A 25,255-nucleotide genomic window follows, 5' to 3' on the forward strand; every position below is an offset into this window, starting at 1 on the left:
CGTGTCGTGGCGAGACCGGCCCGGGCCGGCACGCGATGCCGGACTGATCGCGTCGGCCAAGTCCTGCGAAATCGCTGTCGCGATGCGGGAATCGGCGCCTCTCAGGCGCCGAGGATCTTCCAGACCCCTTGCGCGACGGCGCAGACCCGATCCTCGACCCGCAGGGTGCCCTGCATGAACATGATCGCGCGGGTCGATCGCACCACCCGGCACTCGGCGACCAGGAACTCGCCGACCTCGACGGGGCTGAGGAACTGCAGGTCGAGGCTGATCGTCGCCTGCCGCTGGCCCCCCTGGGCCTCCGCCGAGGCGCGGCCGAGCGCCATGTCCAGCAGCGTCGCCATCACGCCGCCATGGACCACGCCGTTGCGGTTGCGGTGCTTGTTCGCGACCAGCAGGCCGTGGAGCATGCCCGCCTCGCTGCCCCGCCGCCAGACCGGCCCGATCAGGTCCATGAACTCGGACATGTCGACGGTCTCCCAGCCGCCGGCGGCGGGATCGAACGGGGCGGTCATGCGGCTGTCTCCGTGCGGGGCGCTTGCCCTGATCATAGGAGGCCGCCTCAGGCCCGGCGAGGGCGTCTGGCGCGAGCGGTGGGCTGCCTCCGTGCCGATCAGGGGGGTTGAGGGCGGCGATCGCGCGGAGCCGCGCATCGGCCTAGCAGCCTGGGCTGCGAGCCGGCCGGAGACCTGCTGACGAACCCGACGGCCCGCGCGCGCCGCACCGCCGGGGCCGCTGCACCAGGGTTCCTCGGTAACGACAGTGGGACATTCTGAGTCTGCGCCTACCGACACGATTCGCATAAGGAAGATTATGGAACCATCATGGAGCCTCCGCGATCGGGCCACTGGATGCGGGTGGGCCATCGTGAAGGAGCAGCGCCGCCCGCGGAGTCGAGCGGTGCCGCACCCCGCCCGATCGCGTCACTTCACCATCGGGCAGCCGCCCTCCGACATCGGCCGGAAGGCCTGGTCCGCCGGGACCGTGTCGACGAGCTTGTAGTAGTCGTACGCACCCTTCGATTCGGCCGGCGCCTTCACCTCGAAGAGGTAGATCGGGTGGATCGCCCGTCCGTCGGGACGCACCGTCAGCTCACCGAACAGCCGGTCGCGCGGGCCTTGGCGCTTCATCTCCGCCACCGCGGTGCGTCCGTCGTCGCTGCCGGTGCGCGCCACCGCGTCGAGATAGGCGAGCGTCGCCGAGTAGACGCCGGCCTGGTTGCCGCTCGGCACCTTCCCGGCCTGGCCCGGCCGCGCCGCGAAGCGCTTGGCGAAGGCCCGGGTCTCGTCGCTCATGTCCCAGTAGAACGACTCGGTCAGCAGCAGACCTTGCGCATCCTTCAGGCCCATGGCGTGCACGTCGTTGATGAAGACGAGGAACGCGACCAGGGACTGCCCGGCCTGCTTCAGCCCGAACTCGTTGGCCTGCTTCACGATGTTGATCGCGTCCGCGCCCGCATTGGCGAGTCCGACGACCTTCGCGCCCGACCCCTGCGCCTGGAGCAGCAGCGACGAGAAGTCGGCGGTGCCGAGGGGATGGCGGCTCGCTCCCTTGACGCTTCCGCCATGAGTCTCGACGTAGCGGCTCGCCTCCGCCTCGATGCCCTGGCCGAGCGCGTAGTTCACGGTCAGGAAGTACCAGGATGTCCCGCCTCGCTTCATCATGGCGGCGGCGGTGGTGTTGCCGGTCGCCCAGGCGTCGTTGACCCACTGCACGGTGTTGGGCGAGCAGGCCTTGCCGGTCAGGTCCGAGGTGGCGGTGGCCGAGGCCAGGAACGCCATCCGCGTGTCGCGCAGGAGCGCGTTGACGGCGAGGCCGACCGACGAGTTCGGTACGTCCACCACCGCGTCGACCTTCTCGATGTCGAGCCACTTGCGGGCGATGGACGAGCCGACATCGGCCTTGTTCTGGTGGTCCGCGCCCACGATCTCGACCCGGATGCCTTTGCCCCCGCCGGCGAAGTCCTCGGCCGCCATGCGGGCGGCCTCGACCGAGCCCTGGCCGTTGGTGTCCTGGAACGGCCCCGACATGTCGGTCAGGACGCCGATCCGCACCACCCCGTCCGAGATCTCCGCCCGCGCCGCACCGGCGCCGAGGAGCGTCGTCGCGAGCAGGACAGCCCGCATCATCGTGCGCATCGTCTCCCTCCCCTTCCCTGAGCATCATTCGCCGAAGCGGTCACCGGTTCGGCGGCGAAAATGATGCAAAAACAAGAAGCTAAGCAGAGTTGCGCCATGCAATTCTGCTTAGTCTGCATTCTCGACGTTCAGACCTGCCGATCGGGCAGGCGCACCACGAGCCCGTCGAGATCGGCCGTGGCGATGACCTGGCAGGACAGCCGGCTCGTCGGCCGCCGCTCGGCGGCGGTGCCCTCCAGGAGGGCGTCCTCGTCCTCGAACAGCGGCGGCAGGCGCTCCGTCCAGGCCTCGTCGACATAGACGTGGCAGGTCGCGCACATCGCGTTGCCGCCGCACTCGGCCACGATCCCGTCGAGGCCCTGGGTGGTGGCGCCCTGCATCAGGCTCGTGCCCTCCGGGACGGAGAGGTCCCGCTGCCCGCCATCCGGGCGGATGAAGGTGATCATCGGCATGAGGCGTCGTCCTTCAGGCGGCCGTCAGGGTGACGGGCAGACGCTCGAGCCCGCGCAGGGTGTTGTTGTAGCGGCGCACGACCGGGCCGGTGATCGTGATCGCGCCGACCCTGGCGGCCAGCGCCGCGAGCATCACCTCGCCCTCGAGGCGGCCGAGCAGCTGGCCGACGCACATGTGGATGCCGGATCCGAAGCCGACATGGCCGACCGTCGGGCGGGTCGGGACGTAGCGGTCGGGCTCGTCCCAGCGCCGCGGGTCGCGGTTGGCGGCGCCCAGGAACATCAGCACCTTGGAGCCTTCGTCGAGACGGGCCCCGCCGATCTCGACAGGCCGGGTCGTGGTGCGGAAGAAGGTCTGGACCGGGCTCTCGAACCGCACCGCCTCCTCGAACGCCGCCCGGGCGAGGCTCGGATCCGCCCGCAAGGCCGCCCAGGCCTCGGGGAAGCGGGCCAGGCAGTAGATCGCCGCCCCGATGCTGTTCACCGTCGTGTCGAGGCCCGCCGTCAGCAGCGAGCGCACGAGGAGCGGCGCCTCGTCATGGGTGATGGCGCCGGCATCGGCCGCCGCGTGGATCGCGGCCCCGAAGCCGCCGGGCGCGAGATTCTCCCGCCGGCACTGCTCCATGACCCAGGCGACGTGGGGCGCCGCGGTCTCGAGGGCGCGCTGGCGCAGGGCGTTGGGCGGCCCGAAGGCATTGAAGGCGAGGCCCGCATAGGGCAGCAGGTGCTCGCGCCCGTCCTGCCGCAGCCCGACCGCGTCCGGAAACACCGAGAGCGGGAACGCCTCGGCGAGATCGGCGACCGCGTCGATCTCGCGGCGGGCGAGGAGCCGATCCACGAGCCGGTGCGCCGCCGCCTGGAAGCCCTCGCGCAGGGTCTTCATCACCGCCGGCGACAGGACCCGGTTCAGGACCGCGCGGGTGCGTCCATGCGCCGGGGGATCGGCCTCCAGGATCAGGCTCTGCGGCCGCCAGGGCTTCTCCTTGGCGAAGTCGCTCAGGCCCACGCCGCGGCCGGAGCAGAAGGTCGCCGGGTCGTGCAGCACGGCGCGCACCTCCTCGTAGCGCGCCACCGCGTGCACGCTCCAGCGCGGCAGCCACACCACCGGTCCGGCCTCCCGCAGGGCCTCGTGGATGCGGTGCGGATCCTCGAAGAACTCGATCGAGAACGGATCGACGTCGACGGCCGGCGCGCCCGAGGCGTTCATCAAGGCGGCCGGAAGTCCCGGAGAGGCAGCAGACATCGATGCCTGCGGGGGTGCGGTCATGCCAGATCCTCCCATGTTCTGTTGCGGCTCTGCCGTGTCACCGAGGTGAACGGCCGGCCGTGGCGCTCCCCACCGAATTCTCGCAGCGCGCCTCGACGCCGTCCACCTGGCGGGACATAAGGTCGGGCACGGACGGCGCGCCGGGGTGGAGATGACATCGGGTCGAGCAGGACAGGCCGGCGACCGGGCGGAGGCGGCGGGCGCGACGCCCGGGCCGCGGCTCGACCTCGAACGCTACGTTCCGGCCCTCCTGACCTTCGTCGCCAACAAGCTGTCGCACAGCGCGAGCGCCACCTACCAGCGCCGCTTCGGCGTCAACGTCACCGAGTGGCGGATCATGTCGCTGCTGGCGATCGAGCCCGGCATCCCGGCCGCGCGCATCTGCCAGGTGATCGGGTTCGACAAGGGGCCGGTGAGCCGGACCCTGGCCTCCCTGGAGAAGCGTGATCTCGTCGCCGTCGAGGCGGATCCGGACGACGCGCGCCGGCGCCTGATCCGCCTGACGATGCGGGGCGAGGCGCTGCACGACGAGATCATCGTCGTGGCGCTGGAGCGGGAGCGCCGCCTGACGGCCTGCCTGACGCCGGAGCAGCGCGACACCCTGATCGATCTTCTCAACCGCCTGCATGCGAACCTGCCTGCCCTGGCGACGCCCGGGACCTCCCGGCGCAAGCACCCGATGTGATCCGGAGAGACGGCGCCGCTCAGGCGGCCGCCGCGTGCCCGACCAGCGCCCGCAGGTCGAAGGCGGGATCGGCCGCCTGGCCGGCCGGCAGCGGCGCGCGCTGCGCGATCAGGCGTCGGGCGACCATGTGGTCGGCCGGCCTGTTGACGGACTCGACCGCGACGAGGCGCTCCTCCCGGTAGCGGAAGACCGAGAAGGCGCCGCTTGCCGGGTCGCCGCGCGTCACCGCGAGGTCGTGCGGCGTCGCCAGGCCGGCGATCTGCAGCTTGACGCGGCCCTGGTCGCTCCAGAACCACGGCAGGGCGCCGTAGGGCGCCGCCCGGCCGGTCAGGCGCGCCGCGACGCAGCGGGCCTGGTCGACGGCGTTCTGGACCGATTCGATCCGCGTCGGCGCGTTCCCGGCGAAGGGGCTCGGAAAGGCGGCGCAGTCGCCGATCGCCGAGATCGAGGGGTCGGAGGTGAGGAGCCGGTGATCGACCAGGATGCCGTCGGCGACCGGCAGGCCCGCCGCGGCCGCGAGGTCGACGTTCGGCACGACGCCGATCCCGACGAGAACCAGGTCCGCCGCGAGCGAGCGGCCGTCGGCGGTCTCGACGGCGGCGACGCGCCCGCCCCTCCCGGCGATCCGCTCCACGCCCGCACCGAGGACGAACCGGATCCCGGCCGCCTCGTGGGCCGTGCGGAAGAAGGCCGAGATCGGCCGGGAGACCGCGCGCGCCATCACCCGTTCGGCGGTCTCGACGACCGTGACGGCGATCCCGCGGGCTGCCGCCGCCGCGGCGACTTCCAGGCCGATGAAGCCTGCGCCCACGACGACGATCCGTTCGCGGCCGGTCAGGCTCCGCCGGACGGCGTCGGCCTCCGCCAGCGTGCGAAGCTGGAGGACGCCCTGGAGGTCGGCTCCCGGGACCGCCAGGGGACGGTTGCGGGCACCCGTCGCGAGGATCAGGTGGTCGTAAGCGAGCGGCTCGCCCGAGGCGACCGCAACCCGCCTTGCCGCCCGGTCCACGGCGGTCGCCCGGATGCCGAGCCGGATCGCGATGCGATGGTCGGCATAGAAGCGCGCAGGCCGCAGCGCCAGGCTCTCCCCGCTCGCCTGGCCGGCGAGGTAAGCCTTGGACAGCGGCGGACGCTGGTAGCGTGCGACGGATTCGTCGCCGACGATCGTGAGCGATCCGTCGAAGCCTCCCTCGCGGAGCGACGCGGCGGCCTGGAAGCCGGCCTGGCCGGCTCCGACGATCACGATGTCGCCTCCCGCGCTCATGGCTGTGCCTCGCGCATCGCGTCCTCCGCACCGGGCGATTGTTCGCTCTCGGATCGGACCTTCGCACAGGCATGTTGCTCTGGCAACTTATTTGTTGCTTAGGCAACGATACGCGCGCGGCGACGGGCCAATGGCCGTGGCGGGCGGCGGCATCGCCGCCGCGTCGTCGGGGAGGCTGATCGGCCCGGCGTGGAACCGGGGCGAGGCCGCGGTTCCCGATCGGGACGGATCGGATCCCCCCGCCCGCCCCTGTTGACGGCGCACGATGCCAGGGTGGCGCATGCGCGTCATGATGGCGGCAGGCGGCGATGGTGCCCGGCTGCCGCAAGGGTGTTGGGGATCGAGGGACGGCGCGGTATCCCCGAAGGGCGGGCCTTCGGAGGAGCAGATTGCGGGATCCGGCAGGTCCGCGACGTCGCCGGGGACGCCGCCGCGGGGTGCGCCCGCCTCTTCCTTCGCGCGCTCCGCCGTGGGCATCGCGATCGACGGCCATCGCCTCTCACCATGCCCGGGCAGTCTCGAACGGCCAGGCCGCAGGCACGGCATCGGATTGATGACGGCGCCCGTTCGCGTTCACGGGTCGCTGCGGTCGGCGACGACGTCAGCGACACAGGTCGGCATGTGGGGAGGAAAGCGCAGGACGTGCGGGCAACCAACCGCCGAGCGGGCTCCCGGCGGCGGCGACTTCGCCGGGCGCGACGCGGCGCCCGTCAGGAGCGACAGGGCGCGCCGGCCGCCCTGTCGCCGCCAGGCAGAACGGCGCGGCGCGATCCTGCTCCGGATCCCGTTTTCGCATCGCGCTCGGGGCCGAACCGATGACCGCTCCGGCACCCGTCCTTCGCGACAGGCGGCATGATGCACCGGGATCGATGCACCGGGATCCACGTCACTCCGCCGCGGCAGCGTCGGCCTTCTTCGCCCGGCCGCGGCGGGCCGGCGCCGGCTTCGGCTTGGCGGCGATCGCCTCGGCCTCGGCCTCGGCCTTCTGCGCGGCCGCCCGGTCGCGCCGGATCTGGCCGAGTCCAAGGCTCTTGGCGAGCTCGCTGCGCTGCGCCGCGTAGTTCGCGGCAACCATCGGATAGTCGAAGGGGAGCCCGTATTTCTGCCGGTACTCGTCCGGGGTGAGCCCTCGCGTGGTGAGATGCCGCTTCAGGCTCTTGTACTGCCGCCCGTCGATGAAGCTCGTGATGAAATCCGGCGTGACCGACTTCCGGATCTGGGCCGCGGTGACCTTGTGGTCCTCGGCCGGCTCGGCCGGCGGCCGGCCGAGGCTGGTGAGCGACGCGTGCACCGACGCGATCAGGCCGGGCAGCTCGGCCACCGGCAGGTTGTTGTTCGAGACGTAGGCGCCGACGATATCGCTCGTCAGCTCGGTCAGTGGGGAGGTGAAGGAGGTCGTGTCGTCCATGTTCTTATTCCAGTTTATCTCGCCAAACCGTGATGCGCGGTGCATTCGTCAAGGTCAAGTGATATAAATCGGCAACCAACCGATAAAACGCCGTGAACCTCGGTACCGGATCAAGCGTACCTGCAGAACACGCGCCGCTCCTCTGTGATGCGCCGGCAGGTCCGACTGCGTCAGAGCACCGGCCGGTTGCGGGATGCGGCGGTTTCGAAAGTCGTGCGCCGGTGCGCGGCCGTCCCGCAGGCATACGATTCGATTTCGGCGCGGCGCCCCTTGAACCGATGGCCGGCTTCCGTCGTTCGTCCATGGGGAACGGTGTCGGAGCGAAGGCGATGGGTGTCGCGAGAAGGGCCGGCCGGCCCGGCCGGGTCGTGGAGGTGGGCGTGCGCGGGCAGGCCCGCTACGCCAGAATGGCGAGCGGCGAGACGATCTGGTGGGGCTCGGAGGAGGAGGTGCCCGACGCGGTGGCCCTGGCGGCCGATGCCACGCGGGATGCGATCGGCCGCCGGACGGTGCCGGAGACCAGGCGGGCTTCGGCCTGACCTGCCGACGCGACGCCGGATCGACCCGGCGTCGCGCACTGGACCGTGACGGTCGCGGCAGCCGGACCAGCGTCAGCCGGGGCCGGCGGTCGGGGACTGCCAGTCGACCCCGGGATGCTCGCGCACGTCGCCCGCAGCGGAACCGGTCTCCGACGTGCTGACCCACTCGCCGGGTTCGGCGACCGCCACGATCTCGTCCTCCGGATAGGCGGCTTCGAGAAACAGCCTCGCCTCGCCCTCGGCCGCGGCGCGGACCGTCACGAGCGGACGGTCCCCGGCGGGTCCTCGCACCCGTGCGATGAAGAGCTTCGTCATGCCTGTCCCTCCGGGCGCGTGGCTGGCCGACGAGACAACGCGGTCACCCGCTCCCGGTCCCCGATCGGGGCTCGACCGCGACGCGCGGGCGGTCGCGATCGCGGCCTGGAACGCCAGACCCGCATCGAGCACGTCCATCGCGTATTCGGGCCATCGGACCGGCGCGAGCCTGACCCCCAAGGTCACCAGGGCCGAGACGGTCGTGGTGATCGCGTCATTGCGCGCGCTCAGCCACGTGGCCTTGATGAGCGGGTTCCGATCGTGCCGGAAGCCCAGCAACGCGCCGGCCGTGGCGTACCCGATCAGGATCGCGCTGGCGGCCGAGAAGCCCAGAAGCCCGGGATCGATCGGGCGCGGATCGACGATCTTGCTCCAGAGATCGTAGAGGGTGTGCGCGCCCGCGACGGCCAGGACGGCGGCGATGACGAGGGCGAACAGGTGTTCGACCTCGGCGCTGCGGCCGAACACCAGGGCGGCGATGCCGTAGAGCAGGACCGTGTAGATCCAGTCGATCGCGTCCTTCAGGAACTGTGCGGACCCGGACGACACCGCCCAGGCGGCCTGCCCGAAGGCGAACAGGAAGGTTCCGGCCGTGATCGACCAGATGGCGCGCCTGTAGGCGCGGTCGCGCCCGGCGTCGTGCCGTTCAGATGGTGTCATGCGGCTCCACCCCCGGACCGGATCTACTGCGCCGTCGTGCGCCTGTCAGGCGCGGGTTCGGGCGCGATCGGCACCGTTGCGGCAGCCGCCGGCCCGCACGTCGCCGACGACCCGGGCACGGACGCGATGAGGGTGTCGATCGGGGTGAGCGCCTCGACCAGGCTCTCAGCGCTCGCGCCGGTAGTGCATGGCGACCGCGCCGTTCCGGAGCGGCTTCGCCGAGACCAGCCGGAGCCGCCGCGTCCTGGTCAGCCCGCCCTGGTACAGGGTCGGACCATGGCCAGCAATCCTGGGGTGGACGAGGAACTGATACTCATCGATCAGATCGAGCCGGTCCAGTTCGGTCGCGAGTTTGCCGCTACCGAGGAGCACGCCCGCCGGGGTCTCGTCCTTGAGCCGCTGCACGCTTGTTCTCAGGTCGGCAGGCATAAGGTGGCTGTTCGACCACGGAAAATGCTTTCGCGTCGACGACACCACGTATTTCGGCTTGTCTTCCAGCTTGACCGCCCATTCGCGCATCGCTCGCGGCGCCACGGCGTCGCCGCGAGCGACCGCCGGCCAGTAGCTCTCCATCATCTCGTAGGTGATGCGGCCCCACAGCATCGCCCCGCCCTTGTCCATGAGGTGGGTGAAGAAGGCGTGCGTCTCCTGGTCGGCGATTCCCTCCTGGTGGTCGACGCAGCCGTCCAGGGTGACGTTGATGCTGAAGGTCAATAGTCCCATGCCGCGAGCCTATACCACATCCTCAAAAACTTAGGGTGTCCTGTCCACTCCTGATGCGTAAATCATGCTGTGGTCCCGTAGCGGCTTCTCGTGTGGTCATGCTGAGGCTGTCGACCCTCGAGGCTCGACAGCCTCAGCATGACCATTTGAATGCCCGCTCGGGAGGCGACCGTCGCCCGGACGTCTGCTCGGCACCCGCGGGCGGATGCCCCCCACCCGCGATGCATGATCCCGCAGGGATGGGGCCATACCCCGAAGCGGGGCCGGATGACGGCATCCCCCGCCGATTCTCAGGGCGCGTAGTGCGTGAACACGAGATCGTTCCCCTTGGGCGCGCCGGCGTGGCAGGGGGCGCAGGTCTGCATCAGCGTGGCGCTGCGGTCGGGCTTGCCGTTCTCGAACTGTCCGTAGCCCCAGCCTCCCGTCTCGGCGTAGCGCTTCGCGTCCTTCACGCTGAACTGGACGTTCGTGGGCGCGCCGGCGACGAAGGACTGGGGGCGGCCGAACACGGCGTCGTTCTCCGGCGACGAGACGTAGTGCCAAGCCAATCGCGCGATGATCGCCCCATCCGGGAATGGTCGCGTTCCTTCGCGAAAGGCCTTGAGCGCGATGGCGTTCCCGAGAATGGCGCGGATGTCGTTGGCGTTGCCGGCCTCGTGGGCCACGCTGATCACCGGCCAGTCGCGGTAGCCCGCGGGAATCCGCACCCCGAAGAGCGGCGACCCATCCTCGTCCGCGCTGCCGGCGGCGGCCGGCGACAGGGCGAGGGCGCAGGCGGCCGCGACCGACCGCCAGCCGATCCGTACCATCGAGCGTCTCCTGACTGGCCGGTGACCCGGCAGGGTGTCGGTGTCGCGGTGCTCGCCCGTGGCCATGGAGGCCGATGCTGAGCCGGAAGACCGCGCGAGGCGAGAGCATGCCTGGCCAGGGCGGGCCATCCAAGAACGAATGTCAATCCGCCGGCGGCTTGCGAGCGCCGCACAGAACCGCTTGGTCCGGCGGAGATTGACGAGGCTGGCCTGCAGGACCGTGAAGGGCTCGTCGATGTCGGCGCGCCGTTCGCAGCCGATGGGCAGGCGACGGGCGCGGTTGAACCAGGCCTCTCACGGGGCGCGCGTCGGCGCCGATCGTCCGGATGACCGCCACGGCAGGCCCTCGCGTCCCCCCCTCGGCCGACGCGATCACCGTCCAGATCGAGATCGGGGCGCCCGCGACGCGCTCGTGGTCCCGGCCGGTCGATGCCCGCGACGTGCCGTCCGCCCGCGTCGCCACGGGGCGATAGCCCGGACGCGCGCTCTCCGTGGCGGCGAAATTCGTCGAGCCGCTCGCGGCCCGGCTCGAATCCGGAGCCACGGCCCTCGACGCGGCCCGGGCCGCGGGCGATGCTGCGACGCGGACGCCCCCTTGCCCGCCGAACCCGGATCCCGACGCATGACGCATCGCCTGACCGCCTCGCCCGAGACCTGCCGCTGGGGCTACTTCGACGCGTCGGTGCCGCCGGTCCTGACGGTCCGCAGCGGCGAGCGGGTCACGATCGAGACCGTCTCGGGCGGGCCCGACGCCCTGCCGCCCGACGGATTCCACGTGCCGCCGGAGCTCCGCGCGATCCACGCCGCCGAGGCGGGCATTCCGTTCGGCCCGCACATCCTCACGGGGCCGGTGGCGATCGAGGGCGCGCGGCCCGGCGACGTGCTCGAGGTGCGGATTCTCGAGGTGGCCTTGCGCCAGGACTGGGGCTACAACCGCCACCGCCCGCTCGCCGGAACCCTGCCGGACGAGTTTCCCGTCTTCCACCAGATGAACATCCCCCTCGACCGGGAGCGCCTGACCGCCCGGATGCCCTGGGGGCTGGAGCTGCCGCTGTCGCCGTTCTTCGGCGTGATGGGGGTCGCCCCCCCGCCGGCCTGGGGGCGCTGCACCTCGATCGTGCCGCGCGCGTTCGGCGGCAACCTCGACAACAAGGAGCTCATCGCCGGCACCACCCTCTACCTGCCGGTCTTCGCGGACGGCGCCCTGTTCTCCTGCGGCGACGGCCACGGCGCGCAGGGCGACGGCGAGGTCAACGTCACGGCGATCGAGACGGCGCTCTCCGGGACGTTCGAATTCGTGCTGCACCGGGACCTGCGGCTCGCCATCCCCCGGGCCGAGACGCCGAGCCACGTCATCACGATGGGCCTCGATCCCGACCTCGACCGCTGCGCCGAGCGGGCGCTGCGGGAGATGATCGACCTCGTGGTCGCCCGCATCGGCATTACCCGCGACGAGGCCTACGCCCTCTGCAGCATCGCCGCCGACCTGCGGGTGACCCAGACGGTCAACCAGCACAAGGGCGTGCACTGCATGCTGCGCAAGGAATACCTGGTCCGGTGACGCGGTGAGGACCTGCTTGCTCGGCCGCCGCCGGGGCAAGACCGGCACCGGATGAGACCGGGCTCGGTCGTTCCGTCGGTTACCCGTCCGCCGGCCTCTCGAGGCCGGCGATTTCCCGCAGCCAGTGCCCCGCGATGGCGTCGCGGCGGGCGAACCACGTGCCCTCGCGGGCGGCGGCGTGGGCGAGGAAGCGCTCGAGGCCGCCGATGCGGCCGGGCCGGCCGATGATGCGCAGGTGCAGGCCCACCGACAGCATCCGCGGCGCGTCGCCTCCTTCCGCGTAGAGGCGGTCGAAGGCGTCGATGCAGTAGCGGGCGAAATCGTCGCCGAACACGAAGCCGCCGCCGCGCTGGAAGCGCATGTCGTTGGTGTCGAAGGCGTAAGGCAGCACGACGTGCGGATGGCCGTCTCGTCCCGGGACGAGGTAGGGCAGGTCGTCGTTGTAGGCGTTCGAATCGTACAGGAAGCCGCCCTGCTCCAGGAGCAGCCGGCGGGTGTTCACCGAGGTGGCCGAGCGGGTGTGCCAGCCGACGGGCGCCTGGCCCGTCGCGTCCCGGATCGCCGCGACCGCCCGGGCGATCGCCGCCCGCTCCTCGGCCTCGCCCATCCCGGCATGGCGCTCCCAGCGCCAGCCATGGGCCGCGACCTCGTGCCCGTCGGCCACCGCCTCCTGCGCCAGCCACGGCGAGAGCGCGACGGCGCGGCCGTTGGCGTTGAGGGTCGCGGAGACGCCGTAAGCCGCGAGCAGCGCCCGGATCCGCGGCCAGCCGGCCCGGGTGCCGTACTCGAAATGCGATTCCATGCAGAGGTCGCGGTGGCCGACGACCTCCTCCACCACCTCGTAGACCGCCTCGTTGCGCTCGTCGCCCATGCCGAGGGAGAGCTCCGCCCCCTCCTCGACATTGACGACGACCGAGACGGCGAGCCGGGCGCCGCCCGGCCAGGCGACCGCCGGCGGGGTGCCGCCATAGCCGCGGAAATCGCGATCGTGTGCCTTCGGGGCCCGCGTCACCATCGCGTCAGACCTCGGCCAGGCGGCGCAGGCCGACGAGGCGGCCGCCGAGGATCAGCACCGCGACGGCGAGCAGGATCAGGAGCGCCGAGATCGCCGCCACCGTCGGGTCGGGCCGCTCTTCGACGTATTGCAGCATCTGGATCGGCAGGGTCTTGGTCCAGGCATCGGTGAAGAAGATCGAGATCGGGTAGTTGTCCATCGAGGCGAGGAACGCGAACAGGCCGGAGGTGAGGAAGGCCGGCGCCAGGCCCGGCACCAGCACGCGCAGGATCGCGGCAGGATAGGACAGGCCGAGGGTGCGGGCGGCATCGATCAGGGTGAAGTCGAAGAGCGAGAGTGCCGCCACCACGGTGCGCACGACGTAAGGCAGCGTGATCACCCCGTGGGCGATCAGGAGGCTCACGCCCACGTCGCGCAGGCCGGCGGCGCGAAAGCCCTGCAGCATGGCGATGCCGACGACGAGGCCGGGGAGCATCAGGGGCGAGATCAGGAAGGTGACGAGGGCCTCGCGCCCGGGGAAGCGGCCACGCACCACCGCGATGGCGCAGAGCGTGCCCAGCACCAGCGCCAGGGCGGTGGCCAGGCAGGCCACCCGCAGCGAGGTCCAGACCGCGGGCCAGAGGTCGCGGGAGGCCCAGAGCCGCTCGTACCAGCGCGTCGACCAGGCGGGCGGCGGCAGGGTGAAGACCGCGCTCGACCCGAACGAGACCGCCACCGTGACGAGGAGGGGTGCCATCAGGAACAGGGCGGCGGCGATGGCAAGCACCCAGACGAGGGCGAGGGCGATGCGCTCGGTCGCGGTCATGCGTGGCCTCCCCCGCCGAGGCGGCGCGCGAGCGCCGTCGAGCCGACCACGACCGCGACCGCAACCGCGAGCAGGATCACCGCGGTGGTCGAGCCGAGCTGCTCGTCGCGCATGAACAGGAAGGCGCGGCCGGTCAGCGTCGCGAGGGTCTGGTAGCGGTCGCCGATGACGAGGCTCGGCACGACGTACATCGACACGGCGAGGGAGAACACGAAGGCGACGCCCGAGACGATCCCCGGCAGGGTGAGCGGCAGGGTCACGGTGAGGAAGCGGCGCAAGGGGCTCGCGCCCAGGGTCGCGGCGGCCTCGGGGAGGCGCGGGTCGATGAGGCGGATCACCGCGTAGATCGGCAGGATCATGAACGGCAGGAAGACGTTGGCGGCGCCGATGACGAGCCCGGTCTCGGTGAACAGCAGGCGCTGGGGCGCGTCCCAGATCCCGGTTCCGACGAGGGCTTGCGAGACGATCCCGTCCCGGCGCAGCACGATCTGCCAGGCATAGGCCTTGACCACGACCCCGACCGAGAGCGGCAGGATGACGGAGAGGAGCAGCAGCGCCTGTCCCCAGCCGCGGGCCCGCGCCAGGGCGACCGCCGCCGGGTAGCCGGCGAGCAGGCAGACCAGGGTGACGAGGAGGGCCGTCCGCACCGTGTTGCCGATGACCCGCCAGCTGAACGGGTCGGACAGGAACTGGGCGAGGGGCGCGAGGCTGATCCCCTGCGGGCCCGAGAGGCTGCGCGCGAGGAGGACGAGGAGCGGCCAGCCATAGGCCGCCGCCAGGTAGGCGAAGGCCGGCAGCGCCAGCAGCGCCACCGGATCGGGCCGGAGGAGCGGCCAGCGGGCCGGGACGGGGCCAGCGACGGGAGCGGCGGGCGCGGTCATGCGGCCTCCCGCTGGGGAGCGGGCTCGGCGGGGAAGACCAGCGTGTCCTCGACCGCCCAGGACAGGCGCAGCCGCGCGCCGGGCGCCGCGCCCGCCGGGATCTCGGGGGTCTCGGCCATCAGGGTCCTCTCCCCGTCCGGCCCGGCGAAGAACAGGTGGGCGCGCGCACCCTGGAACGCGACCTCGACGAGGGCGGCCTCGACCGTGTTCGGCCCATCTCCGCTGACCCGGATCCGCTCCGGCCGCACGCCGAGAAGCACCGGGCTGCCCGGCCGGAAGCGGCCCGGTGCCCGCAGCGTCCCGAGCGGGGTCTCGACCCGGAGCATCCCGTCGCCCTCCTCCCGCACCGTGCCGGGAAGCCGGCTCGACAGGCCGACGAAGCCGAGCGCGAAGGCGGTGGCGGGCCGGCGGTAGAGCGTGACCGGATCGGCGAGCTGCTCGATCGCGCCGCGGTTCATCACCGCGATCCGATCCGACATGGTGAGCGCCTCGTCCTGGTCGTGGGTGACGAACAGGGCGGTGATGCCGAGCTCGCGCAGGAGGCGCTTGAGGTCGATCTGCATCGCCTCCCGGAGCTTGCGGTCGAGGGCCGAGAACGGCTCGTCGAGGAGCAGGAGCTTGGGCCGCACGGCGAGCGCCCGGGCCACCGCCACCCGCTGCTGCTGCCCGCCCGAGAGCGCCTGCGCGCGCCGGTCGGCGAAGGGTGCCATCTGGACGAGGGCGAGGAAGCGGGCCACGGCGGCCGGGATCTCGGACTTGGGATGCCCCTTGGCCTTGAGCCCGAACGCCACGTTCTCGGCGACCGTGAGGTGCGGAAACAGGGCGTAGTTCTGGAACACCACCCCGACGTCGCGCCGGTGCGGCGGGCTGCGGGTGATGTCTCGCCCGTCGAGCACGACCCGGCCGCGGTCGGGAGCGACGAGGCCGGCGACGATGCGCAGCAACGTCGTCTTCCCGCAGCCGGAGGGGCCGAGCAGCGAGACGAACTCGCCGCTCCCGACGGCGAGGTCGACCCCGCCGAGCACCGCGCTCGCGCCGTAGCGCTTCTCGGCGCCGGTGATGGTGAGGAAGCCGGGATCGGACAGGTCAGGCAGGGACATGGCGGGCCTCAGATCGCCATCTCGCGGTCCCAGCGCTTGATCCAGCCGTCGCGCTCGCGGGCGACGTTGGCCCAGTCGATCTGGTGCACCACCATGTCGGGGGACAGCCCGGCCGGGCGCGGCACCGTGCGGTTGGTGGGCAGCGAGAAGGTCGGGCCGACGAGGCGCTGCTGCAGCTCGGCCCCGAGCAGCAGGTCGACATACGCGAAGGCGAGGTCGGCTTGAGGGCAGCCCTTCACCACGGCGATGCCCGACGGCATCGCGAACACGCCCTCCTTCGGGGCCGCGAGCGCGATCGGGGCGCCGGCGGCCTTGCGCTCGAGGGCGTAGGACGACATCGCGGAGGAGATCATCCAGGCCTCGCCCTGCTCCAGGAGGTTATAGGCCTGGGGTTGCTGCGTGTAGACCGTGAGCAGGTTCGGCTTGAGCGCGGCGAGCTTGCGGAAGCCCGGCTCGACATCGCCCTGCGCCGCGTCGAGGGACTTGCCGCTCGCGAGCGCCGTCGCCGCGAAGATGTTGGGCAATCCCTCGGTGTTCTGCAGCGAGGGCACGATCACCCGGCCCTTGTACCGGGGATCGTACGGATCGGCCCAGGAGGTCGGGGCCTGGCGCAAAGCCTCGGTGTTGTAGGCGATGCCGAGCCAGGGCTGCAGGTAGTTCGCCCACATCCCATCCATGTGGACGGTGCCGGGCACGAGGGCGGCGAGATTCGGCACCCGGGCCGGGGTCAGCGGGTCGAGGAGACCCTCCTTCACCGCCAGGATCATCACCGGATCGTCCATCTGGACGACGCCGAGATAGGGCCGGTCCCGGTTCTTCTGCATCTTCTCGAGGTTCACGAGGGAGCGCGTGCCCTCGAAGATCACCCTGGCGCCGTGCTTCTTCTCGAAGGCCGGGACGACGATCTCCTCGACCCAGGCCTTGTGGCCGGCGGCCCCGCCGACGACGAGCTCGCGCGTCTGCGCCCGCAGGATGCCGGGTGCCGCCACTAGGGCGCCGAGGCTTGCACCGCCGCGCAGCACCGCGCGGCGATCGGGAGAGAGGGACGGCATGGCGGGAAACCCTCCGGACGGAGCGGATGACGCCACAGGGATAGGGCCGCGCCGCGTCGGAATGAAGCACAAAGTCAGCGCAATTGTGCACAATCTTGGAGCGACGGGGCGCGCGATTGGCCTTGGGCGACGGGCGCTCCGGGCTTATTGCGGAGCGGGCCGATGCGGCTCGGGAGGGGCTCGATGGACCAGGATGCGGCACACGCCGTCGCGACGGACGACGCGGTGCGCGCCGGGATGGACGAGGCCGCGATCCACACCGGCCTGGTGGACGAGACGGCGATCCACGCCGTCCTGGCGCGGGTCCTGCTCGACGGGCGGGTGCCGGCCGGGACGAAGCTCGGCGAGCATTTCCTGGCCGAGATCTTCGGGGTGAGCCGCGAGCGCGTGCGCAAGGTGCTGCACCGGCTCGGCCACGAGCGGCTGATCACCGTCGAGAAGAACCGCGGCGCCTTCGCGATCGCCCCCGATCTCGGCGAGGCGCGCACGGTCTACGAGGCGCGGCGCATCCTCGAGGGCGGCATCGTCGGCCACCTCGCGACGACGCTCGATGCGGCCGGCGAGGCGCGGCTCGCCGCCCACGTCGCGGCCGAGGACGCCGCCATGGCGGCCGGCGACCGCTTCACCTCGATCCGCCTCTCGGCCGAGTTCCACACCATCCTGGCCGACCTCACCGGCAACGTGATGATCCGGCGCCAGATGCAGGAACTCGTCGCCCGCACGATGATGCTGGTGGCGTTCTTCGAGCCCGACTCGTCGGTGGCCTGCCAGTGCGCCGAGCATCGGGCGGTGTTCCGGGCGCTCAGCGGGCGCTCCCGGGCGCAGGCGGTGCGGGCGATGACGACCCACCTGTCCCTGGTCGAGACGCGGCTTCGTCCGCGGGTCTGCGAACCGGTTCCCCCTCCCCTCGACGAGGTGCTGCGCGACGCGCTCGACCAGTGGCAGAAAAGCCTTGCGGCGCGGCCGTTCCCCGGGGCCACCTGAGGCCGGTCCGGCCGCCGTGCGGAACCTGCCGGACCAGGCTCGATGTCCCGACAGCCAGCGGCGCGGTCGCGCGTCGACGTCGGAACGCCGCTTGATCTCCTCCGGAATCGGGCGCGAGATCCGCAGGCCGGTGGGAGCGATCCTGCTGGAGCAGAACGGTGAGCGGGTCGTGCAGCGCTGCCGCACCATGACCCCGGAAGGCACGCCCCCGATCGGCGACGGTCCCCTCGTCAGCCTGTGCACCCTGGAAGGCTGATCGATCCAGCCCCGGTCGGCGATCGTGGTGGCCAAGCCGGAGCGACACCACGCCAGGGGGCACGTTCCTATCCCGATCGGACACGGCCCGACGCGGCGTGACTGGGCGAGACTCTACGGATCATTCCGCCGGTCGGATCGCCCGGTGCTGAAGCGGTCACCGGCTCGGCGGTGACAATGATGCAAAAACAAGAAGCGACGTGTCTCTCACGACACTCCCGATCGCCGGCATGGCGCAGTGCGGCGGCCTCGGCGCAGCGGGAGTTTCGTGAGCTGCACGAGGCAGCGTTGCGCCATGGGAATCGGCTCAGGCGGTTCGCTCGAGCACCATCGCCTCCGCCTCCTTCAGCAGGCGGCGCAAGGTCGCGTTCTCGGCCTCGAGTTCGCGGATGCGGGCGAGCAGCGCCGCCGGGCTGTCCTCGAGGGCGAAAGGTGCCGAGGGCCGCGGCATCTCGTCCGCGAAGGTGACCCCGACGCTGTCGTCCTTGCGCCACCGCAGCGTCGCCTTGTGGGTGCGGTCCTTGGCCGGGATGACGAGGTCGAAGCCGTCCGGCAAGGTCGCGGTCTGGCTCAGCACCAGCCGAGCGCCGGAGGGCGAGAGGTCGCGGATCAGGCAATCCATGCTGGAGTTGCCGCTGTTGAAGACGATGCGCCCCTTCAGGAACGTCCGCAGGCGGGTCTCCCTGCGCAGCTCGGACATGTCGGACATGACGGCCAGCCCCATTCGGCCTCGCGGGTTTCGATTGCCGTCCAGTATGCCCTGCCGACCTTTAAGGAATGTTCGCCGCGATCCCCGACTCGCGGGCCGCGCACGTCGCCCGGCCCTCAGCCCTGCGCGGGTGCCATGCTCTGGAAGAGGTAGAAGCCGTTGAACCGCACCGCCGTCGCGGCGGCGGTGCCGTCGAACCCCATGGGTCCCGGCGTCGAGCCGTCGAGCTTGCCGCCGAAGGCCCAGCGCGCGTCGGTCACGAAGGCCGGCACGGCGTAGTCCTCCGGCACCGCGCAGACCAGGCCGTCGAGACCCTTCAGGCAGAACAGGTTGTAGCTTCGCATCGGATCGCCTCCGCTCGCAGGTGCTGCCATGGCGTCCATCGCTAACGGCTGATTTGGCCGAGACTATGTCAGGCCTCGCGGCTGCGCGCCACCGCAATCTCGGCCGTGACGCTAGGTCCATTCCTGCTGATCGGCGCCTCATCACGAAAACGTGCGAACCGGGAACCTTGGAGCGACATGGGAAAGGGGCCTGGCGCGGCCAGGGCGGGCGGCGCCGTGCGGACTCATCGTTGCGGCAACTGCGAAACGGTCCAATTGCGCAGGATCTGATCGGCCGTCGCGACTTCGAGCTGCTGGCCGAAGCGTTGCCGGTAGAGCGTCATCATCGCGTCGTGGGTCTCGTCCGACGAGGAGCAGACCGCGTCGGTGGCGAGCACGATGCGGTAGCCGCGGTCGACCGCGCCGAGCACCGTGGCGAGCACGCAGACGTCGGTCTCGCCGCCGGTGATGACCAGGGTCCCGGCCCGGCGCTCCGCCAGGGCGTGCTCCAGGCCCGGCTCCAGCCAGGGCGAGTAGACGGTCTTGTCGACCACCGCGCCGGGCGGCGCGAGCGCCGCCAGTTCCGGCACCAGCGCCACCATCTCCTCGCCGAGCCGCTCCACCGTCATCTCGGCCCAGCGCTCCCAGTAGCGCTTCCAGCACCCCCGTCCCTCCCCGGGATGCCGGGCCGGGACGAACCGGGTGAAGAGCGTGCGCTCCGGCACCGCGGCTGCCAGGTGGAACACCCGCGGCAGCACCCGGCCCATCCACGGCGTGTGCCAGGCGGTCTCCCGGTAGAACAGGTTCTGCATGTCGACGCAGACATGCACCGCGTCCTCTCCGAGGGGGCCGTTCGGCAGGGCATCGGTGTCGGAGGGCGTCGCGCTGGCCATGGGGTTGGAGCTCCCGTGCGGGGGCTCCTCTCGGCCCCGGGGCCGGTTCAACGCGTATACCCCCATGGGGTTTCTCTCACCCTCTGCGGGCTGGGGTTCACGCCTGCGGGATGGTGCGCTCCAGTTCCTCGAGCCAGGCCCGGGCATTGCCGTCCGAGGGCGCGCGCCAGTCGCCCCGGGGCGAGAGGGCGCCGCCCGCCGCCACCTTGGGCCCGTTCGGCAGGGCCGAGCGCTTGAACTGGCTGAAGCCGAAGAAGCGGCGCAGGAACACCGCGAGCCAGGCCCGGATCTCCGGCAGGGCGTAAGCGCCCCGCTTCGCGTCCGGGAATCCGGGCGGCCACGGCCCGCGGGCGGCGTCCTCCCAGGCCATCAGCGACAGGAAGGCGATCTTCGAGGGCCGATAGCCGTAGCGCAGCGTGTAGAACAGGTTGAAGTCCTGCAGCGCGTAGGGCCCGATCTTCGATTCGGTGCTCTGGATCGTCTCGCCCTCGCGCGCCGGCACCAGCTCGGGCGAGATCTCGGTGTCGAGGATCGCCTCGAGGGTGCGGCCGACCTCCTGGGAGAACTGGCCCGAGGCGATCACCCAGCGGATCAGGTGCTGGATCAGGGTCTTGGGCACCCCGGCATTGACCGCGTAGTGGGACATCTGGTCCCCGACGCCGTAGGTGCACCAGCCGAGGGCCAGCTCCGACAGGTCGCCGGTGCCGATCACGATCGCGTCGTGCTGGTTGGCGAGCCGAAAGAGGTAGTCGGTGCGCAGGCCCGCCTGCACGTTCTCGAAGGTGACGTCGTAGACTTCCTCGCCCCGGCCGAACGGGTGGCCCATGTCGGTCAGCATCTGCCGGGCGGCCGGCCTGATGTCGAGCTCGGCCGCGCGGGTGCCCAGCGACGCCATCAGCCGGTGGGCGTTGGTCCTGGTCTCGTCCGAGGTGGCGAAGCCCGGCATCGTGTAGGTGAGGATGTCCGAGCGCGGCAGGCCGAGCTGGTCGAAGGCGCGGGCCGCCACGATCAGCGCGTGGGTCGAATCGAGCCCGCCCGAGATGCCGATCACGACGCGGCGGGTGCCGATCGCCTGCAGGCGCTGGGCGAGGCCGGCGACCTGGATGTTGTAGCCCTCGTAGCAATCCTGCGCGAGGCGGGCGGGGTCGGCCGGCACGAACGGGAAGCGCTCGACGATGCGGTGGAAGCCGAGATCCGAATCGGGCGGCGCCACCCGGAACGGCACCCGGCGATAGGCCGGCGCGCCCGGCATCAGGGCGGTGCGGTTGTCGTCGAAGCTGCCCATCTGGGCCCGCTCCTGGCGCAGGCGGTCGAGGTCGATGTCGGCGAGCGTCACCTGCGGCTCGACCGGGAAGCGCGCGCCCTCGGCGAGCACCTCGCCGTCCTCGTAGATCGCGGTCTGGCCGTCCCAGGCGAGGTCGGTGGTCGATTCGCCGGGACCCGCCGCGGCGTAGATGTAGGCCGACAGGCAGCGCGCGGAGGCCGAGCGGCACAGGAGCGTGCGGCTCTCGGCCCGCCCGATGGTGATCGGGCTGCCCGACAGGTTGGCGAGCAATGTGGCGCCGGCGAGCGCGGCCAGCGCCGAGGGCGGCACCGGGATCCACATGTCCTCGCAGATCTCGACCCCGAGGACGAGGCCGGGCAGGTCCTCCGCTTCGAACAGCAGGTCGGTGCCGAACGGCGCCTCCGCCTGCGCGATGCGGATCGTCTCGGCCGTGATCCCTGCGCCGGGGGCGAAGTGGCGCTTCTCGTAGAACTCGCGGTAGTTCGGCAGGTAGCTCTTCGGCACCACCCCGAGCAGCCGGCCGCGGTGGATCACGGCGGCGGTGTTGTAGATCCGGTTGCGGTGGCGCAGCGGCGCGCCGACGACGAGGACCGGCATCAGCCCGCGGCTCGCCTCGACCAGGGTCTCGAGCGCGGCCTCGACCCGGTCGAGCAGCGTCTCCTGCAGCAGCAGGTCCTCCAGCGCATAGCCGGACAGGCAGAGCTCCGGAAACACCGCCACCGCGACGCCGTCCCGGTCGCAAGCCTCGGCCAGACGCCGGATCTCGGCCGCGTTGGCGTCCGGATCGGCGATGTGGCTGCGGCCGACGCAGGCCGCGACGCGGGCGAAACCGTGCCGGTAGAGGGATCGAAACATCGCGCTGGCAGCCCCTGATGCCGGAAATGCCCCCGTTCCTTAACGCGCCGGCGCGCCGCCCGGTACCGGTGCCCGTGCCTAATCGGGCGTTAACGATGCCGTGGCTAACTGGCGGCACGCAGCGGCCGCGGGCCGCCCACACACATTTCGGCATCATGAGACAATCGGGACGGCCACCCTTCTCCGACTCCTCGCCGCGTGCGCCCCAGCAGGTGCGCGACCACCTGCGCACGCCTGGGCGCCGGGAGCGCCCCCTCGGCGTCCTCGCCCAGACCGTCATGAGCCTGCGGGCGATCCTGGCCCGTCGCTTCGCCCCGCCGGCGCCTCCGCCGGCCCAGCGGGACTACACCCTGAGCCGGCGCGCCACCCCGAGCTGGATGGCCGACGCCCTGGTGCGCCCCGATTCCGCCCCGGCCGCGCCGCCCGAGCCGTGGACCCAGAGCCCGTTCGCGACGGCTCCGGCTCCGCGCCCGGCGCGTCACGCCCCGCCGCCCGCCGCGCCGCCGGCCGACTGGGCGCCCGATCCGGCGCTCGTGCAATCGCCCCGTCCGGCTCCACCCGGGTCGCGGCAGGCCGAGGCCCCCGGTGACGGCCGGGTCCACGGGCAGGCCAGTGAGCCGGGCTATGGCGCCGCGGATTTCGCCGGGGGATCGGAGGCCTGGCCGCCCGAGCCCTTCGTGCCGCCCGCGGCCCCGCCGCACCAGGCGCACTCTGCCGAGCCCCTGGCCGAGCGTCTGCCATCGGCGGAGCCCGAGCCGGCCGCGCCGCCGCTCGTGACGGTCGCCCCCGAGCCGCCGGCGCCCCGCCGCGTCTCGACCTGGGCGCCGGACCCGGCCCTCGTTCCCGAGGGCGGCTGGACCATGCCGATTCCCGCTGCCGGCCCGGCTCGGGCCGTGCTGACCCGTGCCCGCCGGCGGGATGCCGAGCCGGATGCGGCCGCTGCACCCGAGGCGCGTGCGCGTCCGGCCGCGCCGGAGCGGCCGGTCGAGACCGGCGTGCGCTTCACCCGCACGCCGGACCATGTGCTGCAGGCGCGCCAGCGCCGGCGCGAGCAGGCCCTGCGCGAGAAGGAGGAGGCGAGGCGCGCCGCGGAGGCCGAGGCCGCCGCGCGGGACGCCGCCGAGCGCGCGGCCGCCGAGGCGGCCCGGGCAGAGGCGGAAGCCGCCGCCGCTGCCGCCGCGGTGCCGCCCGTGCCCCTGTGGCGCCAGCCCTTCGTCCTGCCGCCGGGCGTGCGCTTCACCCGCACGCCGGACCACCTGCTGCGCCATCCTCAGGATGAGCCGTCCCCGTCCCAGGAGGCGGCCCCGGCGGAGACCGCGTCGGTGGAACCCGCTCAGGGCGACGCTCCCGCGCCCGGAGCGCCGGTCCTCCCCGACGCGACGGCCGGTGCGACGATCGTGACGGCAGAGCCGGCCGCGGAGATCACCGCGACCGCGGATCCGGCCATCGCCGACGTACGCCTCGAGCCTCAGGCACCCGTGGCCGCTGAGGCGACGGTCGCGACGGCCGATGCGGCTGTGACGCCGGCTCCCCACCCCGTCGCTCCCGGGCCCATCATCCCGGCACATGACGCCGTCCGCGCCGAGATCACCCCGCCCGCGCCGGTCCCGCCGGCGCAGGTCTTCGACGTGCCCGACAGCGCCATCCTGGTGCCGGTCGACGTCTCGCACCTGCGCTCCCTGCCGCCGCGCCCGGTCTACGCCCTCGACCGCCTGCTGCAGCACGACTGGACCTTCCCGCTGCCCACCGCCGCGGAGCAGGACAACCGGCCGGAGCCGGTCCCGGCCGAGGAGCCGGTGGCCGAGGTCCCGCCGATCACGGACGGGACGGCCGCGCTCGCCGAGCCGGTCGCGCCGACGGAGCCCGAGGCGTCGACCGCGACGGAGGTCGTCGCGGCGGATGTCGCATCGGTCGCCGAGGCCTTCGGCCCGGCGCACGAGGCGCCCGCATTGGTTCCGGCGGCCGAGCCGTCCGCCGCGATCCTGCTGCCGGCCCCCGCTCCGATGCTGGCCCTCACCTACGCGCCCGCTGCGGCGATGCCCGTGGACGGGACGCTGCCCGCCGAGTGGGATGTCCTGGAGGCACCGGCCGCCGAGATGGTCTCCGCGGAGGCACCGCTCTCTCCTTCGGCGACGGAGCCCGCCTCCGCAGCCGCGCCGCTGCCCGCCTTCGTCTTCCCGTCGGTGCCGTGGTCGTTCGGGCCGGTGCCGTGGTCGTTCATCGCCACGGATGCGCTCACGGTCGTGGCCGCAGCCGGGAAGCCGGTGGTGGCGCCCGAGCCGCTGCCGGCCGTGACCGGCCTCACGCCCGTGCCGGTCGAGGACCGACCCGAGGAGCCGCCGGCCGCCGAGCCTCTCCCGGCCGCGCCGCTCGAAGTGGCCGGCACGTCGTCCCAAGCGCCCCAGACGTGGCTTCCGGCGCCGCAGGCGATCTCCCACCACGCGCCGCAGGCCCTATCCGAAGAGACGCTGCCGCTCTCGCCCGACAGGCCGCAGGCTGCTCCCGCCGTGCCGCAGGCCGGCCGGCCGTTCGTCTACGTGCCGACCGGCCGCCAGGCCGGGCAGGCGCCCGCGCCGACGCTGCCGACCCCGCCGCGCCCGCCGCGCATCATCCTGCCGGCTGCTGCGCACCCGGTGCCGGCTGCTGCGCACCCGGTGCCGGCTGCTGCGCATCCGGTGCCGTTTGCTGCCCAGCCGGGCTCCGTGTCGACGCAGGCGGACCTGCCTGCCACGCAACCGGCGGTTGTTGGACCCCAGACCATCGCGTCGGTGTCGCCGGATGGCGTGTTCCAGGATGGCGTGTTCATGGCGGCCGCGATGGCGGCGCCTGAGCCCCTGGCCGCTGAGCCGCACGGGCTGGTGATCGGGACGGCGGGTCTCGACGTCGATCTCGGCCTCGATGCCGACGAGGATGGCGAGGACGAGGACGACATCCTGGCGATCGCCTACGAGCCGCCGCCGCGGCCTGTGATGCCGCGCGTCGTCGAGGTGCCCTACGAGCTGCCCTCGGTCGACCTCCTGGCCGAGCCGCGGGAATCGGACGGCAGCAACCTCGATCCCGAGATGCTGGAGGACAACGCCCTCCAGCTGCAGCAGGTGATCCAGGATTTCGGCGTGCGCGGCGAGATTCTCGCCGTGCGTCCGGGCCCGGTCGTCACGCTCTACGAGATGGAGCCGGCCCCCGGCACCAAGTCGAGCCGCGTCATCTCGCTCGCCGACGACATCGCCCGCTCGATGTCCGCCATCTCCGCCCGCGTCGCCGTCGTCCAGGGCCGCAA

At 72.3% G+C, this 25,255-nt stretch carries 23 protein-coding genes and 3 pseudogenes; 6 read left to right on the forward strand and 20 right to left on the reverse strand.

Going from position 1 to position 25,255, the window contains the following annotated elements; all coding sequences use genetic code 11:
• Positions 1–101: 101 nt before the first annotated feature.
• The 4 genes from EU555_RS28885 to EU555_RS28900 form a co-directional block, all read right to left on the reverse strand.
• Positions 102–515, reverse strand: a complete 414-nt coding sequence (locus EU555_RS28885) for a PaaI family thioesterase (protein WP_135418833.1) — start codon at positions 513–515, stop codon at positions 102–104.
• 408 nt (positions 516–923) lie between these two features.
• On the reverse strand, positions 924–2,138 hold the full coding sequence (locus EU555_RS28890) for an ABC transporter substrate-binding protein (protein ID WP_135418834.1): 1,215 nt from the start codon (positions 2,136–2,138) through the stop codon (positions 924–926).
• Positions 2,139–2,266: 128 nt separating this feature from the next.
• Positions 2,267–2,590, reverse strand: a complete 324-nt coding sequence (locus tag EU555_RS28895; RefSeq protein ID WP_135418835.1) for a 2Fe-2S iron-sulfur cluster-binding protein — start codon at positions 2,588–2,590, stop codon at positions 2,267–2,269.
• 13 nt (positions 2,591–2,603) lie between these two features.
• Positions 2,604–3,797 carry a cytochrome P450 gene (locus EU555_RS28900; RefSeq protein ID WP_425375165.1) on the reverse strand — a complete coding sequence of 398 codons (1,194 nt, stop codon included), beginning with the start codon at positions 3,795–3,797 and terminating at the stop codon, positions 2,604–2,606.
• Positions 3,798–4,008: 211 nt separating this feature from the next.
• On the opposite strand from EU555_RS28900, the gene EU555_RS28905 reads away from it, so the two are divergent.
• On the forward strand, positions 4,009–4,542 hold the full coding sequence (locus EU555_RS28905) for a MarR family winged helix-turn-helix transcriptional regulator (protein ID WP_135418857.1): 534 nt from the start codon (positions 4,009–4,011) through the stop codon (positions 4,540–4,542).
• 19 nt (positions 4,543–4,561) lie between these two features.
• Here EU555_RS28905 and EU555_RS28910 read toward each other — a convergent pair whose 3' ends face one another.
• Both EU555_RS28910 and EU555_RS28915 read right to left on the reverse strand, forming a co-directional pair.
• Positions 4,562–5,806: an NAD(P)/FAD-dependent oxidoreductase gene (locus EU555_RS28910; RefSeq protein WP_135418836.1), complete on the reverse strand. Its 1,245-nt coding sequence runs from the start codon at positions 5,804–5,806 to the stop codon at positions 4,562–4,564.
• 886 nt (positions 5,807–6,692) lie between these two features.
• Entirely contained in the window at positions 6,693–7,214 is a 522-nt protein-coding gene (locus tag EU555_RS28915) for a Ros/MucR family transcriptional regulator (protein ID WP_135418837.1), read from the reverse strand.
• Between the two features lie 329 nt (positions 7,215–7,543).
• Here EU555_RS28915 and EU555_RS28920 point away from each other — a divergent pair, with 329 nt between their 5' ends.
• Entirely contained in the window at positions 7,544–7,753 is a 210-nt protein-coding gene (locus EU555_RS28920; protein ID WP_135418838.1) for a hypothetical protein, read from the forward strand.
• A gap of 72 nt (positions 7,754–7,825) precedes the next feature.
• Here EU555_RS28920 and EU555_RS28925 read toward each other — a convergent pair whose 3' ends face one another.
• The 5 genes and pseudogenes from EU555_RS28925 to EU555_RS28945 all read right to left on the reverse strand — a co-directional run.
• Positions 7,826–8,068 carry a hypothetical protein gene (locus EU555_RS28925; protein WP_135418858.1) on the reverse strand — a complete coding sequence of 81 codons (243 nt, stop codon included), beginning with the start codon at positions 8,066–8,068 and terminating at the stop codon, positions 7,826–7,828.
• 81 nt (positions 8,069–8,149) lie between these two features.
• Positions 8,150–8,728, reverse strand: a pseudogene (locus EU555_RS28930) (cation efflux transmembrane domain-containing protein); the annotation flags it as partial.
• A gap of 165 nt (positions 8,729–8,893) precedes the next feature.
• Positions 8,894–9,451 carry a dihydrofolate reductase family protein gene (locus tag EU555_RS28935; RefSeq protein ID WP_135418839.1) on the reverse strand — a complete coding sequence of 186 codons (558 nt, stop codon included), beginning with the start codon at positions 9,449–9,451 and terminating at the stop codon, positions 8,894–8,896.
• 290 nt (positions 9,452–9,741) lie between these two features.
• Entirely contained in the window at positions 9,742–10,260 is a 519-nt protein-coding gene (locus tag EU555_RS28940) for a cytochrome P460 family protein (protein ID WP_135418840.1), read from the reverse strand.
• Between the two features lie 171 nt (positions 10,261–10,431).
• Positions 10,432–10,551: pseudogene (locus tag EU555_RS28945) on the reverse strand (IS5/IS1182 family transposase); the annotation flags it as partial.
• Positions 10,552–10,882: 331 nt separating this feature from the next.
• On the opposite strand from EU555_RS28945, the gene EU555_RS28950 reads away from it, so the two are divergent.
• Positions 10,883–11,821 (forward strand): acetamidase/formamidase family protein, encoded by a 939-nt coding sequence (locus EU555_RS28950; RefSeq protein WP_135418841.1) that lies wholly within the window; start codon positions 10,883–10,885, stop codon positions 11,819–11,821.
• 79 nt (positions 11,822–11,900) lie between these two features.
• On the opposite strand, the gene EU555_RS28955 is transcribed toward EU555_RS28950, so the two are convergent.
• Genes EU555_RS28955 through EU555_RS28975 form a run of 5 tightly spaced genes read right to left on the reverse strand, consistent with a single transcriptional unit; the run spans position 11,901 to position 16,674 of the window.
• The gene (locus EU555_RS28955; RefSeq protein WP_135418842.1) at positions 11,901–12,836 is read right to left on the reverse strand and encodes a polysaccharide deacetylase family protein; all 936 of its coding nucleotides are present in this window, start codon (positions 12,834–12,836) and stop codon (positions 11,901–11,903) included.
• Positions 12,837–12,840: 4 nt separating this feature from the next.
• Positions 12,841–13,641 (reverse strand): ABC transporter permease, encoded by an 801-nt coding sequence (locus EU555_RS28960; RefSeq protein WP_135418843.1) that lies wholly within the window; start codon positions 13,639–13,641, stop codon positions 12,841–12,843.
• Positions 13,638–14,522: an ABC transporter permease gene (locus EU555_RS28965; RefSeq protein ID WP_135418844.1), complete on the reverse strand. Its 885-nt coding sequence runs from the start codon at positions 14,520–14,522 to the stop codon at positions 13,638–13,640. The genes EU555_RS28960 and EU555_RS28965 overlap by 4 nt, the downstream gene beginning before the upstream one ends.
• The gene (locus EU555_RS28970) at positions 14,519–15,622 is read right to left on the reverse strand and encodes an ABC transporter ATP-binding protein (protein ID WP_135418845.1); all 1,104 of its coding nucleotides are present in this window, start codon (positions 15,620–15,622) and stop codon (positions 14,519–14,521) included. The genes EU555_RS28965 and EU555_RS28970 overlap by 4 nt, the downstream gene beginning before the upstream one ends.
• A gap of 8 nt (positions 15,623–15,630) precedes the next feature.
• Positions 15,631–16,674 carry an extracellular solute-binding protein gene (locus tag EU555_RS28975; RefSeq protein ID WP_135418846.1) on the reverse strand — a complete coding sequence of 348 codons (1,044 nt, stop codon included), beginning with the start codon at positions 16,672–16,674 and terminating at the stop codon, positions 15,631–15,633.
• Between the two features lie 183 nt (positions 16,675–16,857).
• Here EU555_RS28975 and EU555_RS28980 point away from each other — a divergent pair, with 183 nt between their 5' ends.
• The gene (locus EU555_RS28980; RefSeq protein ID WP_167858694.1) at positions 16,858–17,658 is read left to right on the forward strand and encodes a GntR family transcriptional regulator; all 801 of its coding nucleotides are present in this window, start codon (positions 16,858–16,860) and stop codon (positions 17,656–17,658) included.
• 118 nt (positions 17,659–17,776) lie between these two features.
• Positions 17,777–17,914: pseudogene (locus EU555_RS36400) on the forward strand (IS256 family transposase); the annotation flags it as partial.
• A gap of 306 nt (positions 17,915–18,220) precedes the next feature.
• Here the strand turns inward: EU555_RS36400 and EU555_RS28985 are convergent.
• The 4 genes from EU555_RS28985 to EU555_RS29000 form a co-directional block, all read right to left on the reverse strand.
• The gene (locus EU555_RS28985; protein WP_135418859.1) at positions 18,221–18,613 is read right to left on the reverse strand and encodes a PilZ domain-containing protein; all 393 of its coding nucleotides are present in this window, start codon (positions 18,611–18,613) and stop codon (positions 18,221–18,223) included.
• 125 nt (positions 18,614–18,738) lie between these two features.
• Positions 18,739–18,966, reverse strand: coding sequence for a hypothetical protein (locus EU555_RS28990; protein WP_135418848.1), 228 nt, complete (start codon positions 18,964–18,966; stop codon positions 18,739–18,741).
• Between the two features lie 224 nt (positions 18,967–19,190).
• Complete coding sequence (locus EU555_RS28995; protein ID WP_135418849.1) at positions 19,191–19,838, reverse strand: cysteine hydrolase family protein; 648 nt, start codon at positions 19,836–19,838, stop codon at positions 19,191–19,193.
• Between the two features lie 97 nt (positions 19,839–19,935).
• On the reverse strand, positions 19,936–21,978 hold the full coding sequence (locus EU555_RS29000) for an NAD(+) synthase (RefSeq protein WP_135418850.1): 2,043 nt from the start codon (positions 21,976–21,978) through the stop codon (positions 19,936–19,938).
• Between the two features lie 155 nt (positions 21,979–22,133).
• On the opposite strand from EU555_RS29000, the gene EU555_RS37270 reads away from it, so the two are divergent.
• A partial coding sequence (locus tag EU555_RS37270) for a DNA translocase FtsK (RefSeq protein ID WP_281041320.1) occupies positions 22,134–25,255 on the forward strand: 3,122 nt, incomplete at its 3' end.

The sequence above is a fragment of the Methylobacterium nonmethylotrophicum genome, assembly GCF_004745635.1.
GTDB lineage: Bacteria > Pseudomonadota > Alphaproteobacteria > Rhizobiales > Beijerinckiaceae > Methylobacterium > Methylobacterium nonmethylotrophicum.

Coding starts and splice junctions, on each gene's coding strand:
- EU555_RS28885 (WP_135418833.1), bottom strand. CDS start 515: ATGACCGCCCCGTTCGATCCCGCCGCCGGCGGCTGGGAGACCGTCGAC.
- EU555_RS28890 (WP_135418834.1), bottom strand. CDS start 2,138: ATGCGCACGATGATGCGGGCTGTCCTGCTCGCGACGACGCTCCTCGGC.
- EU555_RS28895 (WP_135418835.1), bottom strand. CDS start 2,590: ATGCCGATGATCACCTTCATCCGCCCGGATGGCGGGCAGCGGGACCTC.
- EU555_RS28900 (WP_425375165.1), bottom strand. CDS start 3,797: ATGAACGCCTCGGGCGCGCCGGCCGTCGACGTCGATCCGTTCTCGATC.
- EU555_RS28905 (WP_135418857.1), top strand. CDS start 4,009: ATGACATCGGGTCGAGCAGGACAGGCCGGCGACCGGGCGGAGGCGGCG.
- EU555_RS28910 (WP_135418836.1), bottom strand. CDS start 5,806: ATGAGCGCGGGAGGCGACATCGTGATCGTCGGAGCCGGCCAGGCCGGC.
- EU555_RS28915 (WP_135418837.1), bottom strand. CDS start 7,214: ATGGACGACACGACCTCCTTCACCTCCCCACTGACCGAGCTGACGAGC.
- EU555_RS28920 (WP_135418838.1), top strand. CDS start 7,544: ATGGGTGTCGCGAGAAGGGCCGGCCGGCCCGGCCGGGTCGTGGAGGTG.
- EU555_RS28925 (WP_135418858.1), bottom strand. CDS start 8,068: ATGACGAAGCTCTTCATCGCACGGGTGCGAGGACCCGCCGGGGACCGT.
- EU555_RS28935 (WP_135418839.1), bottom strand. CDS start 9,451: ATGGGACTATTGACCTTCAGCATCAACGTCACCCTGGACGGCTGCGTC.
- EU555_RS28940 (WP_135418840.1), bottom strand. CDS start 10,260: ATGGTACGGATCGGCTGGCGGTCGGTCGCGGCCGCCTGCGCCCTCGCC.
- EU555_RS28950 (WP_135418841.1), top strand. CDS start 10,883: ATGACGCATCGCCTGACCGCCTCGCCCGAGACCTGCCGCTGGGGCTAC.
- EU555_RS28955 (WP_135418842.1), bottom strand. CDS start 12,836: ATGGTGACGCGGGCCCCGAAGGCACACGATCGCGATTTCCGCGGCTAT.
- EU555_RS28960 (WP_135418843.1), bottom strand. CDS start 13,641: ATGACCGCGACCGAGCGCATCGCCCTCGCCCTCGTCTGGGTGCTTGCC.
- EU555_RS28965 (WP_135418844.1), bottom strand. CDS start 14,522: ATGACCGCGCCCGCCGCTCCCGTCGCTGGCCCCGTCCCGGCCCGCTGG.
- EU555_RS28970 (WP_135418845.1), bottom strand. CDS start 15,622: ATGTCCCTGCCTGACCTGTCCGATCCCGGCTTCCTCACCATCACCGGC.
- EU555_RS28975 (WP_135418846.1), bottom strand. CDS start 16,674: ATGCCGTCCCTCTCTCCCGATCGCCGCGCGGTGCTGCGCGGCGGTGCA.
- EU555_RS28980 (WP_167858694.1), top strand. CDS start 16,858: ATGGACCAGGATGCGGCACACGCCGTCGCGACGGACGACGCGGTGCGC.
- EU555_RS28985 (WP_135418859.1), bottom strand. CDS start 18,613: ATGTCCGAGCTGCGCAGGGAGACCCGCCTGCGGACGTTCCTGAAGGGG.
- EU555_RS28990 (WP_135418848.1), bottom strand. CDS start 18,966: ATGCGAAGCTACAACCTGTTCTGCCTGAAGGGTCTCGACGGCCTGGTC.
- EU555_RS28995 (WP_135418849.1), bottom strand. CDS start 19,838: ATGGCCAGCGCGACGCCCTCCGACACCGATGCCCTGCCGAACGGCCCC.
- EU555_RS29000 (WP_135418850.1), bottom strand. CDS start 21,978: ATGTTTCGATCCCTCTACCGGCACGGTTTCGCCCGCGTCGCGGCCTGC.